The organism is Arthrobacter sp. FW306-05-C (assembly GCF_021801725.1).
In the GTDB taxonomy this organism is placed as follows: domain Bacteria; phylum Actinomycetota; class Actinomycetes; order Actinomycetales; family Micrococcaceae; genus Arthrobacter.
The window spans coordinates 2,146,995-2,160,862 of sequence record NZ_CP084556.1 but is presented as its reverse complement, the minus strand read 5'-3'; the positions used below and the strand labels follow the sequence as shown (position 1 = coordinate 2,160,862).

The 13,868-nt window shown below is 66.0% G+C and carries 11 protein-coding genes; 6 read left to right on the top strand and 5 right to left on the bottom strand.

What is annotated here, in order from left to right; all coding sequences use genetic code 11:
- Window positions 1-18: 18 nt before the first annotated feature.
- Together LFT44_RS09930 and LFT44_RS09925 are read right to left on the bottom strand one after the other, a co-directional pair.
- Window positions 19-2,289: a SulP family inorganic anion transporter gene (locus LFT44_RS09930; RefSeq protein ID WP_236802634.1), complete on the bottom strand. Its 2,271-nt coding sequence runs from the start codon at window positions 2,287-2,289 to the stop codon at window positions 19-21.
- A 273-nt stretch (window positions 2,290-2,562) separates the two neighbouring features.
- Window positions 2,563-3,519 carry a heme o synthase gene (locus LFT44_RS09925; protein ID WP_236802632.1) on the bottom strand — a complete coding sequence of 319 codons (957 nt, stop codon included), beginning with the start codon at window positions 3,517-3,519 and terminating at the stop codon, window positions 2,563-2,565.
- 519 nt (window positions 3,520-4,038) lie between these two features.
- On the opposite strand from LFT44_RS09925, the gene tkt reads away from it, so the two are divergent.
- From tkt to pgl, 6 genes are read left to right on the top strand one after another with little or no spacing between them, the layout of a single operon-like run.
- Window positions 4,039-6,156, top strand: coding sequence for a transketolase (tkt, locus tag LFT44_RS09920; RefSeq protein WP_236802855.1), 2,118 nt, complete (start codon window positions 4,039-4,041; stop codon window positions 6,154-6,156).
- Between the two features lie 24 nt (window positions 6,157-6,180).
- Window positions 6,181-7,296, top strand: coding sequence for a transaldolase (gene tal, locus LFT44_RS09915; protein ID WP_236802630.1), 1,116 nt, complete (start codon window positions 6,181-6,183; stop codon window positions 7,294-7,296).
- A 5-nt stretch (window positions 7,297-7,301) separates the two neighbouring features.
- Window positions 7,302-8,933 carry a glucose-6-phosphate isomerase gene (locus tag LFT44_RS09910; protein WP_236802628.1) on the top strand — a complete coding sequence of 544 codons (1,632 nt, stop codon included), beginning with the start codon at window positions 7,302-7,304 and terminating at the stop codon, window positions 8,931-8,933.
- Window positions 8,934-8,947: 14 nt separating this feature from the next.
- Complete coding sequence (gene zwf / locus LFT44_RS09905) at window positions 8,948-10,507, top strand: glucose-6-phosphate dehydrogenase (protein ID WP_236802626.1); 1,560 nt, start codon at window positions 8,948-8,950, stop codon at window positions 10,505-10,507.
- Window positions 10,504-11,445 (top strand): glucose-6-phosphate dehydrogenase assembly protein OpcA, encoded by a 942-nt coding sequence (locus tag LFT44_RS09900; RefSeq protein ID WP_236802624.1) that lies wholly within the window; start codon window positions 10,504-10,506, stop codon window positions 11,443-11,445. Before zwf ends, LFT44_RS09900 begins: the two co-directional genes overlap by 4 nt.
- A gap of 37 nt (window positions 11,446-11,482) precedes the next feature.
- Entirely contained in the window at window positions 11,483-12,253 is a 771-nt protein-coding gene (pgl, locus tag LFT44_RS09895) for a 6-phosphogluconolactonase (protein WP_236802854.1), read from the top strand.
- Here pgl and LFT44_RS09890 read toward each other — a convergent pair.
- From LFT44_RS09890 to tpiA, 3 genes are all read right to left on the bottom strand, one after another.
- Window positions 12,206-12,601 (bottom strand): RNA polymerase-binding protein RbpA, encoded by a 396-nt coding sequence (locus LFT44_RS09890; protein ID WP_236802622.1) that lies wholly within the window; start codon window positions 12,599-12,601, stop codon window positions 12,206-12,208. The genes pgl and LFT44_RS09890 overlap by 48 nt on opposite strands.
- Before the next feature lie 136 nt (window positions 12,602-12,737).
- Window positions 12,738-12,992, bottom strand: a complete 255-nt coding sequence (secG, locus tag LFT44_RS09885; protein ID WP_236802620.1) for a preprotein translocase subunit SecG — start codon at window positions 12,990-12,992, stop codon at window positions 12,738-12,740.
- Between the two features lie 48 nt (window positions 12,993-13,040).
- Complete coding sequence (tpiA, locus tag LFT44_RS09880) at window positions 13,041-13,856, bottom strand: triose-phosphate isomerase (RefSeq protein ID WP_236802618.1); 816 nt, start codon at window positions 13,854-13,856, stop codon at window positions 13,041-13,043.
- Window positions 13,857-13,868 lie beyond the last annotated feature (12 nt).

The following is a 13,868-nucleotide window of genomic DNA, read 5'->3' as shown; positions in this document are numbered from 1 at the left end:
TAACGGCTGCCGCCTGAGCTACCGGTCGGCCAGGGCCCGACCCTGCACCCCGGCGACGAAGGATCCGTCCAGGTCCTCGATGCCGTCGGCCGTGATGCGCAGGACCTTCGCCGTGGCAATGTCGTAGAAGAGTCCTACGGCCTGCACCTTTCCGGCCGCCAGCGCCGGCCCGGCCACCGGATGCTCCTGCAACTTGGCCAGCTGTACAGCCACGTTGACCATGGCCAGCTGGTCCACGGTACTGTAGCCGTCTTGCGCGGCCTGCCTGCCCACCGGATGTCCGGCCAGGAGTTCCGCGTAGCTGGGGCGGGCGTGGTCCAGCCAGCCTGCGAATGCCGCGCCGAGGGAGCTGTTGTCAGCACCGTCAGCCTCTGCGAGCACCGCCTTCATGGCGCCGCAGTTGGAATGGCCGCAAATGACCAGGGACTGTACGCCAAGGCCGTTGACGGCAAAGGAAAGGGTGGCGTCGATCGAAGCCTCCTGGCCCGCGTCCCTGCATACCACGTTGCCGATGTTGCGCAGGGTGAGCAGGTCCCCCGGGCCGCTGCTGGTGATCAGGTTTGGATTGACGCGGGAATCCACACAGGCCACGAACAGGCTGTCCGGGTTCTGCGCGTCCGTCAGGTCATGGACAAGTGGGCGCACCTGGTGGGCGAACCGGCGGTGGTATTTATTGATACCCACCAGCAGCGGCACCTTGCGGGGCGGAAGGGGCAGTTCGGTGGCGTCCTCGCGCCGGGGAGCCTGGCGCGCAGCGTCCTGAAACACGGTGTTGCCATGCTCTTCAAGGATCACCGTGGCGCCCGTGGCCTGGTGCTGGAGCTGCCAGGCGAGCAGGGCCTCACGGAACGAGTGGTCCACATAGTCGGCGTTCAGCTCCACCACCACGTCGGCGCCGGCGGGAACAGACTGGAGGACTCCGCTCAGCTTCGGCAGCGCGAAGAAGCTGCACGAGCCGGCGATGGTCACACGCCAGGACGACGACGGTGCCGCGGGGCGGTGCGCGCGGATGGGGGTGCGCAGGACGCGCCAGAGGACATGGGCGGCGGCGAGGGCCAGGCCGATCATCACCCCTTCGAGCAGGTTCAGGAACACCACGCACACCAGGGTCACCGCATAGATGGCCAGGTCCCCGGTCCGATGGCTGGTGCGGATGTCCGCCAGCTTGATCAGCCGCGCGCCGATCACCACCAGCAAACCGGCCAGGACCGCCAGCGGGATCAACTGGATCAGTCCGGCAAAGAGGGCCGAAAACGCGAGGACCCACACGCCGTGCAGGATTGCGGACATGCGGGTGGCGGCGCCGGCCTCCACGTTGGTGGCGCTGCGGACAATGACGCCCGTCACGGGCAACCCGCCGAGTGAGCCCGAAACGATGTTCGCGGCGCCCTGGCCAATGAGCTCCCGGTTGAGATTGGTCCGGGGGCCGGTCTGCATCTTGTCTACGGCCACGGCGGACAGGAGGGATTCGATGCTCGCGATCAGGGCCATGGTGAGCACTGCGAAGGCGAAGGCGCGCCAGTTCCCGTCAGGCAGTCGCGGCAGTGCGATGGCGTCAAAGATGGAGCCGTCCAGGGAAATGCGCTCAACACCTGGGGCAAAGGCCACGGCCAGTGCGGTGCCTGCAGTGACCGCGGCAAGGGGGCCGGGCACACGCCGGACAGCGGCCGGCAGGAACTTCCAGCACAGGAGGATGGCCACGACGGCCAGACCCAGCAGGGCGGCATGCAGTTCCAGGTTGGTGATGGCCGCAGGCAAGGCCGTGAGGTTTTCGAATGCAGATCCGGCGGGCTCGGATCCGAGCAGCACGTGCAGCTGCTGCAGGATGATGGTGACGCCGATGCCCGCCAGCATGGCTTTGACCACCACGGGCGAGACGGCAAGGGCGGCGCGCCCCACCCGGCTGATCCCCAGGAGGAGCTGCACGACGCCGGCCGCTGCCGTGATGGCGCAGGTCACCTGCCAGCCGAATTCCTGGACCAGGCCGGCCACGACGACGGTCAGGCCGGCCGCAGGTCCGCTCACCTGCAGCGGAGAACCGCCAAGGCTTCCGGCCACGACTCCGCCAACGGCGGCGGCGATGAGGCCAGCCATGATGGGCGCCCCCGATGCTGCTGCAATGCCCAGGGAGAGCGGGAGGGCCACAAGGAACACCACCAGGGATGCCGGCAGGTCTTTGCTTAGGTGCGCAGTGAACAGGCGGCCGGCGAACGTGAAGCGGCGGCCGCCTCCCTTGCCACCCGGCGGGCTGTGGCTGGGAGCGGGAACGGTGGAGGGACGGGCATCCATGGAATTTCCTTTGCGTCAGGGGAAGGGGCAGCTCCACCGTAAGCAGCAGGTCATCCTCAATGACAGCTAAAGTGATAGATATGACAAAAATGTCAAATCGTTCGCCGAGGCAACGGAATTAGGGCATCCATGGCTTCGCGCAGGGCCGGGCAGGACGAGCGGCGGCACGCGATGAAGCATCGGCCCGACTGAGGGGGCGGGTCCGGTTAAACAGAGCAGCGGCCCCACACGAAGTGTGAAGCCGCTGGTCCAGTCCGGGCTGGGATGGCAGGGCTAGCCGATGATGGCATGCCCAATGAAGGGGTCCACCGCCAGGGCGATGAACAGCAGCGTCAGGTAGCTGATGGAGCCATGGAACACCTTCATGGCGCGCTTGTCAGGGATGTCCTCACGCTGGGCACGGCCGTACAGGGCGTGGGACTCATAGAGGAACCAGGCACCTGCAAGGATGGCGGTAAGGGTGTAGACCCAGCCGGCGCCGCCTGCCGGAATCATCAACAGCGAGCAGGCCACCATGGCCCAGGCATACAGGACCACCTGGACAGACACCACCTTGGCGCCGGCGATGGCGCCAAGCATGGGGACGTTGGCATTCCGGTAGTCCTCGCCGTAGCGCATGGACAGGGGCCAGTAGTGCGGCGGTGTCCACAGGAAGATCACCATGAACAGGATGACGGCCGGCCACTCCACGGAATTGGTCACGGCAGCCCACGCAATGAGCACCGGGAAGCAGCCCGCTGCGCCGCCCCACACAATGTTCTGCGCGGTGCGCCGCTTAAGGATCATGGTGTAGATGACCACGTAGAAGAAGATGGCTCCCAAGCCCAGCCAGGCTGACAGCGGATTGGCGCCGAACCAGAGGATCGCGATTGCGGCCGCGCCAAGCAGCCAGGAGAACACCAGTGCCTCGCGCGGGGTGACTTCACCGGTGACCAGGGGCCTGTTTTCCGTACGCTGCATCAGCTTGTCGATGTCACGGTCGATGTAGCAGTTGAAAGCTCCGGCACTGCCGGCGGCGAAGGCTCCACCCACCAGGGTGGCAAGGATCAGCCCGATGGACGGGAAGCCGCGCTCCGCATAGATCATGGTGGGCAGAGTACTCACCAGGAGCAGCTCGATGACCCTCGGCTTGGTGAGGGCGAGATACGCCTTGGCCTTACGGGCAAACCCGGCGCCGGAGGCCCGGGATGCTTTCAGCGGCGTATCTGTTGTGCTCACGGTGGCAGTCACCCGTTCTGTGTGGCAGTTTGAGGCTGGCAGTGCAGCTCCGGTCTTGCGGCCCGGGCCCGGGCACGGCACTAAGGAAGGAAATGCATCAGGTGCGTGCAACAGTCGGGAAACCCCGGACGGCGTTGGATATGCACACCCGGCGTTGGCCTCCGAATATCATACCGCGCCCGGGGCGCTGTCCCGGCCCTGCCATATGCGCATTTGATCGCTCGCGGGCCCATTCGAGCAGATTAACTCACGACGTCGTGATGGTGATTCACAAAAGGGGAAATTGCGTCCAAAACGTGAGATTTGGCCCGCCCGGAGTATGGATAAGAGCTAAGCTGTCACCAGATCAGCACGCAGCAAGAAAGCGGTGGAAAACGCATTCCCGCTGCTGTCCGTGACTGAATGCAAGGATCAACGTTTCGATGGTGGACGGCTGGTACACACCGCAGCGGGCGCCACACACGCGCCCTCAATCGGATCCGGTGTACCGCCGCCGCCAGCACAGAGAGGGGCCCGGTTTTCGTGCCACATTTGGAAGAGCAAGAACTGTCATGGACCAGCTTGGACCAGAAGGCGGTGGACACCATCCGCGTCCTGGCTGCCGACGCCGTGGAGAAGGTGGGCAATGGACACCCGGGAACCGCCATGAGCCTGGCACCGGCTGCCTACCTCCTCTTCCAGAAGCTGATGCGCCACGATCCGCGCGATCCGCAGTGGCTGGGCCGTGACCGGTTCGTCCTGTCCCCCGGCCACACATCGCTGACCCTTTACATCCAGCTGTTCCTCTCCGGCTACGGGCTGGAACTGAAGGACCTCGAAGCGCTGCGCACCTGGGGCTCGCTGACCCCCGGCCACCCGGAGTACAAGCACACCGCCGGCGTGGAGATCACCACCGGCCCGCTGGGCCAGGGCCTGGCATCATCGGTTGGCTTTGCGTACTCCCAGCGCCGCCAGCGTGGCCTGTTCGACGCCGACGCTCCGGCCGGCCAGTCGCCGTTCGACCACACCATCTGGGTCATCGCCTCCGACGGCGACCTCCAGGAAGGCGTTACCGCCGAAGCCTCGTCGCTGGCCGGGCACCAGGAACTGGGCAACCTTGTGGTCATCTACGACGAGAACCACATCTCCATCGAAGACAACACCGACATCGCCTTCACCGAGGACGTCCTGAAGCGTTACGAAGCCTACGGCTGGCACACCCAGCGCGTGGACTGGACCCGCACCGGCGAATACAAGGAAGACGTCCAGGAGCTCTACAGCGCCCTGCTGGCCGCCAAGGCCGAGACCTCCAAGCCGTCCATCATCTCGCTGCGCACCATTATTGGCTACCCGGCCCCCAAGAAGCAGAACACCGGAAAGATCCACGGCTCGGCCCTGGGCGGCGATGAGGTTGCAGCGCTGAAGGAAGTCCTCGGCTTCGACCCCGCCAAGTCCTTCGAGGTGGACCAGGAGGTCCTGGACCACGCCCGCCAGGTGGTGGAACGCGGCGCCGCAGAGCGCAAGGAATGGGAAGAGTCCTTCACCGCGTGGCAGGAAGCCAACCCCGAAGGTGCCGCACTCCTGCAGCGCCTCGAGGCCCAGGAGCTGCCCCAGGGCGTCGACGCAGCCCTCCCGGTCTTCCCGGCCGGCAAGGACGTCTCCACCCGCGCGGCATCGGGCAAGGTCCTGAATGCACTCGGCCCGGTCCTGCCCGAACTGTGGGGCGGTTCGGCCGACCTCGCGGAGTCCAACAACACCACCATCGAGGACTCGCCGTCCTTCGTGCCCGCCTCCAAGCAGACCGATGCATGGTCCGGCAACCCCTACGGCCGCGTCCTGCACTTCGGCATCCGCGAGCATGCTGCCGCCTCGATCGTGAACGGCATCACCCTGGCCGGCAACACCCGCGCGTTCTCCGGCACCTTCCTGATCTTCTCTGATTATCAGCGCCCTGCCATCCGCCTCGGCGCCCTGATGGGTGTGCCGTCCCTTTACGTCTGGACCCACGACTCCATCGGGCTGGGCGAGGACGGTCCCACGCACCAGCCGGTTGAGCAGCTCGCCTCGCTGCGCGCCATCGTGGGCCTGGACGTCGTCCGCCCCGGCGACGCCAACGAAGTGGCAGCGGCATGGAAGACGATGCTGGAAAACCACGCCAACCCCGCAGGCATCGTCCTGACCCGCCAGAACATTCCTACCTGGGAACGCGGCGAGGGCGACGCCGACGGCGACACCTTCGCATCCACCGCGGGTGTGGCAAAGGGCGGCTACGTCCTGGCCGAAGCATCCAAGGACGGCGCCACCGTTCCGGCCGACGTCATCCTGATCGCCACCGGTTCCGAGGTCCAGCTCGCAGTCCAGGCACGCGAAGCACTGCAGGCCGAAGGCATCGCCGCGCGCGTCGTGTCCATGCCGTGCGTTGAATGGTTCAAGAAGCAGGACGCCGCCTACCGCGAATCCGTCCTGCCCGCCGCAGTCAAGGCACGCGTTTCGGTTGAAGCAGGACTGGCCCTGGGCTGGCGCGAATTCGTTGGCGACGCCGGCCGTTCCGTCAGCCTTGAGCACTACGGCGCTTCCGCCGACTACAAGCGGCTCTTCCAGGAGTTCGGCATCACGGCAGAAGCAGTTGCCGCCGCCGCCAAGGACTCCCTCGCCGCCACCCAGGCCTAAACCCAAACTTCAGGAGATACAGCAATGACTACTCCCACCCAACAGCTCTCCGACGCCGGAGTCTCCATCTGGCTCGACGACCTTTCCCGCGGACGCCTGGAGACCGGCACCCTCCGCAAGCTCATCGAGGAAAAGAACGTGGTTGGTGTGACCACCAACCCGTCGATCTTCCACGCCGCCATCACCGCCGGCACCGATTACGACCAGATCATTGCCGGCAAGGCGGCAGAAGGTGCCAGCGTGGAGGACACGATCTTCGAGATCACCACCACCGACGTCGCTGACGCCTGCGACCTGTTCGCCCCCGTTGCCGCCGCCACCAAGGGCGTGGACGGGCGCGTTTCCATCGAAGTGGACCCGCGCCTCGCCTGGGACACCGCGGGAACCATCGCCGAGGCCAAGCACCTCTCCCAGCGCGTCAATAGGGACAACGTCCACATCAAGATCCCGGCAACCATCGAGGGCCTCGAAGCCATCACGGCAACCCTGGCCGAAGGCATCAGCGTCAACGTGACCCTGATCTTCTCCCTGGAGCGCTACCGCGCGGTGATCAACGCCTTCCAGTCCGGACTGGAGCAGGCCAAGGAAAACGGCCACGACCTGTCCAAGATCCACTCCGTTGCCTCATTCTTCGTCTCCCGCGTGGACACCGAAATCGACAAACGCCTCGACAAGATCGGCACCGACGAAGCCAAGGCCCTGAAAGGCAAGGCCGGTTTGGCAAACGCCCGCCTGGCCTACCAGGTCTATGAGGAGCTCTTCGCCACCGAGCGCTGGGCCCTGCTGGCCGACGCCGGCGCACTCCCCCAGCGCCCGCTGTGGGCCTCCACCGGCGTCAAGGACCCGGCGTACCCGGACACCCTGTACGTCACTGAACTGGTCGCGCCCGGCGTCGTGAACACCATGCCGGAGAAGACCCTGGACGCCACGTACGACCATGGCGTGGTCACCGGCGACACCGTCAGGGGCACCTACGATGACGCCAACGCCACGCTCGACGCCCTGGAAAAGCTTGGCGTGTCCTACAACGAGGTCGTCGCGCTGCTCGAAACCGAAGGCCTGGACAAGTTCGTGGCCAGCTGGAAAGAACTGCTGGCCGACGTCGAAGGCGCCCTCGCCTCTGCACGGAAGGCTTCCTAACACCCATGAGCACTCTCAGCTACGACGCCACCGGCGCGGCGCAGAAGGCGCTTGAACAGCACCTTCCCGCCCTCGTGGAGGACCGGATTGCCACGCGGATTTTTGCCAAGGACCACACGCTGTGGGGTCCCGACGCGGAGTCCGAGTCGGCAATTCGCCTCGGATGGGTGGAGGCAGCCACAGTCTCCCAGCCCTTGGTCAAGGACATTCTGGAACTCCGTGATGCCCTGCGTACCGAAGGAGTCAGCCGGATCGTGCTTTGCGGCATGGGCGGATCCTCCTTGGCCCCCGAGGTCATCGCAGGCACCGCCGGCGTCGAGCTGACCGTGCTGGACAGCACTGACCCGGACCAGGTCAGGGCTGCCCTCGCGGACCGGCTGGCCCAGACCGCCATCGTGGTCTCGTCCAAGTCCGGATCCACCCTGGAGACCGATTCCCAGCGGCGCATCTTCGAACAGGCCTTCACCGAGGCCGGCGTGGACGCCAAGAGCCGGATCATCATCGTCACGGACCCGGGCTCGCCGTTGGACAAGGCCTCCCGGGAGGCCGGCTACCGGGCCGTCTTCAACGCCGACCCCAACGTCGGCGGCCGCTACTCCGCCCTGACCGCCTTCGGCCTGGTCCCCTCCGGCCTGGCCGGCGTGGACATCCAGGCCTTCCTGGACGAAGCCGAGGAAGCTGCGGAAATCCTCAACGATGACGCCCCTGAGAACATCGGGCTGGCCCTGGGCACGGCCTTGGGTGGAACCAGCCCGCTGCGGAACAAGATCGTCATCGCCGAAGACGGCTCCGGCATTGTTGGCTTCGCCGACTGGGCCGAACAGCTCATTGCCGAATCGACCGGCAAGCTGGGCACCGGGATCCTTCCGGTAGTCGCGGGTCCCCAGGCGCCGGAAGTCACCTCCGGCGCGCCCGATGTCCTGGTGGTCCGGCTCGTGGCCGCAGACGCCGACGTCGAACTCGGCGAAAACCAGGTGGCCATCGCCGGTGGCCTGGCCACCCAGATGATGGTGTGGGAGTTCGCCACCGCCGTGGCCGGGCGCCTGCTGGGCATCAACCCCTTCGACCAGCCCGACGTCGAGGCCGCCAAGGTGGCTGCGCGCGGACTGCTGGACGCCCAGCCGGAACCCACACCGGCCGCCTTCGTTGACGGCGCCATTGAGGTGCGCGGAGGCGACTGGCTCGGCGACGCCGCCACAGCAGAAGGTGCCGTCAAGGCCCTGCTGGGTACACTCGCCTCCGACAGCTACCTGAGCGTCCAGGCCTACTTCGACCGGCTCGCCTTCGCCGGGCTTGAGGGCATCCGTGACGAGCTGGCGGCGGCTACGGGCCGCCCGGTAACCTTTGGCTGGGGTCCGCGCTTCCTGCACTCCACCGGCCAGTTCCACAAGGGTGGACCGGCCATCGGCGTGTTTCTCCAGGTCACCGCAGCACCCGCCGAGGATCTGGCGATCCCGGACCGGCCGTTCACCTTCGGCGAGCTCATCGCCGCCCAGGCCGCAGGCGACGCCCAGGTACTGGGCGAACACGGCCGTCCCGTGCTGCGCCTCCACCTCACTGACCGTGCCGCCGGCGTGGCACAGCTGCAGGACATCGTCGCTGCACTGTCCACCCGCGCATCCGCAACCGAAAGCTAAGGCGCAAAAGCAACATGCCAGAAACTGAATACGGCCGGAAGGGCGCGGGCCGCCCGCGTAATCCGTTGCGTGATCCGCGGGACCGCCGTTTGAACCGGATTGCGGGTCCATCGTCGCTTGTGTTGTTTGGGGTGACGGGGGATCTTGCCCGGAAGAAACTGATGCCGGCGGTGTATGACTTGGCTAATCGTGGGTTGTTGCCGCCGAGTTTCGCGCTGGTGGGGTTCGCCCGGCGGGAGTGGGACAAGGAGGATTTCGCCGCTGAGGTGAAGGCCTCGGTCCAGGCCCACGCCCGGACGCCGTTTGATGAGGCGGTGTGGAACCAGCTCTCGGAGGGCATCCGGTTTGTCCAGGGCGAGTTCGACGACGACGCGGCATTCGAGCGGCTCGGCGAGACAATCAAGGAACTCGACGATGTCCGCGGCACCCGCGGGAACCACGCGTTCTACCTCTCGATCCCGCCCAAGGCGTTCGAGCAGGTCTGCCGGCAGCTGTCCAAGCATGGCCTGGCGCAGGCCGAGGGAGACAAGTGGCGGCGGGTGGTGATCGAGAAGCCGTTCGGGCATGACCTGGAATCCGCCCGGCAGCTGAACGACATTGTGGAGTCGGTGTTCCCCCCGGACGCGGTGTTCCGGATCGACCATTACCTGGGCAAGGAAACGGTGCAGAACATCCTGGCGCTGCGCTTTGCGAACCAGTTGTTCGAGCCGTTGTGGAACGCGAACTATGTGGACCATGTCCAGATCACTATGGCCGAGGACATCGGCACCGGCGGCCGCGCCGGGTATTACGACGGGGTCGGCGCGGCCCGGGACGTGATCCAAAACCATCTGCTGCAGTTGCTGGCGCTCACGGCGATGGAGGAGCCGATTTCGTTCAACGCCGATGACCTGCGCGCGGAGAAGGAAAAGGTCCTCGCCGCGGTCAAACTCCCCGAGGATTTGTCCACGCATTCGGCACGTGGGCAGTTCACCGGCGGGTGGCAGGGCGGGGAGCAGGTCCTGGGCTACCTGGAGGAGGAAGGCATCCCGGCCGACTCGACCACGGAAACCTACGCGGCAATCCGGGTGGACATCCACACCAGACGCTGGTCCGGCGTCCCGTTCTACCTGCGCGCCGGCAAGCGGCTGGGTCGGCGGGTGACGGAGATTGCGGTGGTGTTCAAACGCGCCCCCAACCTGCTCTTCCGCGACCACGGGGAGGACGATTTCGGGCAGAACGCCGTGGTCATCAGGGTCCAGCCCGACGAGGGCGTGACCATCCGGTTCGGCTCCAAGGTCCCCGGCACCCAGATGGAAGTCCGCGACGTGACCATGGACTTCGGCTACGGGCACTCCTTCACCGAATCCAGTCCTGAAGCCTATGAGCGGTTGATCCTGGACGTGTTGCTGGGTGAGCCGCCGCTTTTCCCGCGGCATGAGGAAGTGGAGCTGTCCTGGAAGATCCTCGACCCGTTCGAGGAGTACTGGGCGTCGCTGGACGAGCAGCCCGAGCCCTACGCCCCCGGTTCCTGGGGCCCCGCCAGCGCTGATGAGCTGCTGGCCCGTGACGGACGAACCTGGAGAAGGCCATGATCGTTAACCTGCCCGATACCACCACGTCCAAGGTCTCCAAGAAACTCATGGCCCTGCGCGAGCAGGGCGGGGTGATCGCCCTGGGCCGGGTCCTGACCCTGGTGGTCGTCACGAAATCGGGGCTGGAGGAAGAAGCGATCGAGGCCGCCAACGACGCCTCCCGCGAACACCCCTGCCGGATCATCGTGCTCGCCGACGCCGGGAAGGACGCAGCGGACCGGCTGGACGCCCAGATCCGGGTGGGCGGGGACGCCGGGGCCTCCGAGGTTATCGTGCTGCGCGGCTACGGCCAGCTCGCCCACGAAAGTGAGTCCCTGGTCGCCGCGCTGCTGCTCCCCGACGCGCCCATTGTGGCCTGGTGGCCGCATGGTGCCCCGGAAAACGCGTGCGAGACCTCCATTGGAGCGATCGCCCACCGCCGGATCACCGACTCCGCGAACGAGCCCGATCCCCAGGCCGCGCTCGAACGGATCCACCGGACCTACAAGGCCGGCGACACCGATCTCGCCTGGACCCGCCTGACCAACTGGCGTATCCAACTCGCCGCGGCCCTGGATGAAGTGGACTCCTCCCCGGTGACGGCCGTTGCCGTCGAGGGTGCCTCGGACTCACCTTCCACCATCCTGCTCGCGGCTTGGCTCACCCTGACCCTGGATGCCCCGGTGACGATCGTGGCGGACCCGGCCGGAACCGGGATCCGGCGCGTCCGGCTCACCCGACCCGGCGGCGACGTCCAGCTCTTCCGTCCGGGACTGTCCGTGGCGGAACTGACCCAGCCGGGCCAGCCGGCACAGCGGATCTCGCTCCCCCGCCGCAGCCTCCGCGACTGCCTCGCTGAAGAACTCCGCCGCCTGGACCCCGATGAAGTGTTTGGTGAAGTGATTACTATTGGACTGCCACGTACCAATCTAAGGAGCGTCCGACCCAGTGAGCGTTGACCCACGAGTAAGCATCCATCCTGATTCGTCCGTCCTCATGGCTGCCATCGCGGCCCGCCTGATCACCAAGCTCGTTGATGTGCAGGACAAGTACGGCGAAGCCACCGTGGTGCTCACCGGGGGAACCGTGGGAATCGGCACGCTGAAGGCCGTTGCGGACTCACCGGCGGCGCCCGCCGTCGACTGGTCCAAGGTGAACTTCTGGTGGGGTGACGAACGCTTTGTTGCTTCCGCCGATCCGGACCGCAATACGAAACAGGCATTTGATGCGTTGCTCTCGCATATTCCGGTGGACCCGGAACGTGTCCACTCCCCTGGTTCGTCTGACGATTTCGGCACTCCCGAGGAGGCCGCGGATGATTACGCCCGGCAACTGAGGGAAGCGGCAGCAGCCGAGCATGCGGCCGACATGTCCGACGACCGGCCAGAGGAACCGTCATCGCTCCCCCGGCTGGACGTGGTACTGCTCGGTGTTGGACCCGACGCCCACATTGCATCGCTCTTCCCGGAGCAGGCCGGGATACGGGAAAAGGGCCGCACGGTGGTGGGTGTCCGGAACTCCCCCAAGCCGCCGCCGCTGCGGATCTCCCTGACCCTTCCCGCCATCAACACGGCTTCCGAGGTGTGGATGGTGGTGGCCGGCGAGGACAAGGCCGGAGCAGTGGGGCTTGCCTTGGCTGGGGCCAACCCGGTGCAGGTGCCTGCCTCAGGCCCCCGCGGTACGTCCCGTACCCTGTGGTTGATTGACGAAAACGCAGCCTCACGTGTCCCGCAGCAGCTCGTCCGAAAGGACGCCGCGGGCGCGTAGCTTTTCCAGCGCTCCGGCCAGGACATCTTCGGCGTCCTGGCCGGAGCGCCGTTCTTTAACGTATTCCAAGTGGCTCTTGTAGCCGTCGTCGAACAGATCGTCCGGAGCCGCCTCGTTCCCGTCGCGGGTAGCGGGGCCGCCACAGCGCCGGCAGTCCCACGTGCGGGGAATCTGGTCCTCCGGCATCTTCAGGAACACGGGCTGCGTCTCGTGGCCCTTGGCGCACCAGTACGACACCCTGATCCGTGGCAAGGGGCGCGAGGACGTGTCATTGGATTGAAGGCTGGACCCTGAGCCTGCTGTCACCCCGGCCCGGGTGCCGCGGAAGCCTGATGCTGGATGGACCATGGGAACTCCTGCTTCGAAGGGGACGCCGGCACCCGCAGCTTAAAACAAAACTGTGGCTGCCGATAACCGACAGCCACAGTTTAGATGTCAGGGCCGGGCGGCGGGAGTGCCGCAGGCCTCTATTCAGTTGCAGAGCTCAGGAGTCCCCGCCGCTGAACCGCATGATCAGGCCGAGTGCGATAATCACCAAGCCCCAGGTGACACCCAGGATGATGGTGAAGCGGTTGAGGTTACGTTCTGCCACGCCAGAAGAGCTGAGGCCTGAGCTCATGCCGCCGCCGAACATATCGGACAAGCCGCCGCCGCGTCCCTTGTGCAGGAGGATCAGCAGCGTCAGAAGGAGGCTGGTGATGCCCAGGAGGATCTGCAGAATGACATGAAGAACGTCCACGACGGCCTTTCAGAAGTTGGAATTGCGGGAGTGTGTGCCGGTTGCGGGCTAGTCCGCGACCAGGTGGCTCTCGAACCTGACAATATTAGCAAACTCCGCCGGGTCAAGGCTGGCGCCGCCCACCAGGAGGCCGTCCACGTCGCGCTCCTGCAGGATGGCAGCAGCGTTGTTGGCCTTGACGGACCCGCCGTACAACAGGCGGGTCTTTGCGGCCACGTCGGCGCCAAAGAGGCTTTCGAGTTCTGCCCGGATGGCGGCACACATCTCCTGCGCGTCTTCCGGGCCAGCCACCTCGCCCGTGCCGATGGCCCAGACCGGCTCATAGGCAACCACCAGTTCGGCGGCCTGTTCGTTGGTCAGCCCGGCCACTCCGGCCCGGAGCTGCTGCAGCGTGTTTTCAACATGGGTTCCGGCCTGGCGGATCTCCAGGCCCTCGCCGACGCAGAGTACGGGGATGATGCCGTGCTTGAACGCGGCCTTGACTTTGGCGTTGACGACGCCGTCGGATTCGTTGTGGATGGTGCGGCGTTCGCTGTGGCCCACCAGGACGTACTTGCAGCCGAGCTTGCTCAGGAACTGGCCCGAGATGTCACCGGTGTAGGCTCCGGAATCGAACTGCGAGAGGTCCTGGGCGCCGTAGGCGATCTGCAGGTCGTCGCCCTGGACCAGGGTCTGCACGCCGCGGAGGTCGGTGAACGGCGGGAAGACGGCCACCTCAACGCGGCTGTAGTCGTGCTTGGCGTCGGAGAGGGTCCATGCCAGCTTCTGCAGAAGGGTGATGCCCTGCACGTGGTCCATGTTCATTTTCCAGTTGCCCGCGATGAAGGGCTTGCGGTCGAAAGCGCCGTTCGTTGACGTAGTCACGTATTCTCCAAA

Coding starts and splice junctions, on each gene's coding strand:
- LFT44_RS09930 (WP_236802634.1), bottom strand. CDS start 2,289: ATGGATGCCCGTCCCTCCACCGTTCCCGCTCCCAGCCACAGCCCGCCG.
- tal (WP_236802630.1), top strand. CDS start 6,181: ATGACTACTCCCACCCAACAGCTCTCCGACGCCGGAGTCTCCATCTGG.
- LFT44_RS09910 (WP_236802628.1), top strand. CDS start 7,302: ATGAGCACTCTCAGCTACGACGCCACCGGCGCGGCGCAGAAGGCGCTT.
- zwf (WP_236802626.1), top strand. CDS start 8,948: ATGCCAGAAACTGAATACGGCCGGAAGGGCGCGGGCCGCCCGCGTAAT.
- LFT44_RS09900 (WP_236802624.1), top strand. CDS start 10,504: ATGATCGTTAACCTGCCCGATACCACCACGTCCAAGGTCTCCAAGAAA.
- pgl (WP_236802854.1), top strand. CDS start 11,483: ATGGCTGCCATCGCGGCCCGCCTGATCACCAAGCTCGTTGATGTGCAG.
- LFT44_RS09890 (WP_236802622.1), bottom strand. CDS start 12,601: ATGGTCCATCCAGCATCAGGCTTCCGCGGCACCCGGGCCGGGGTGACA.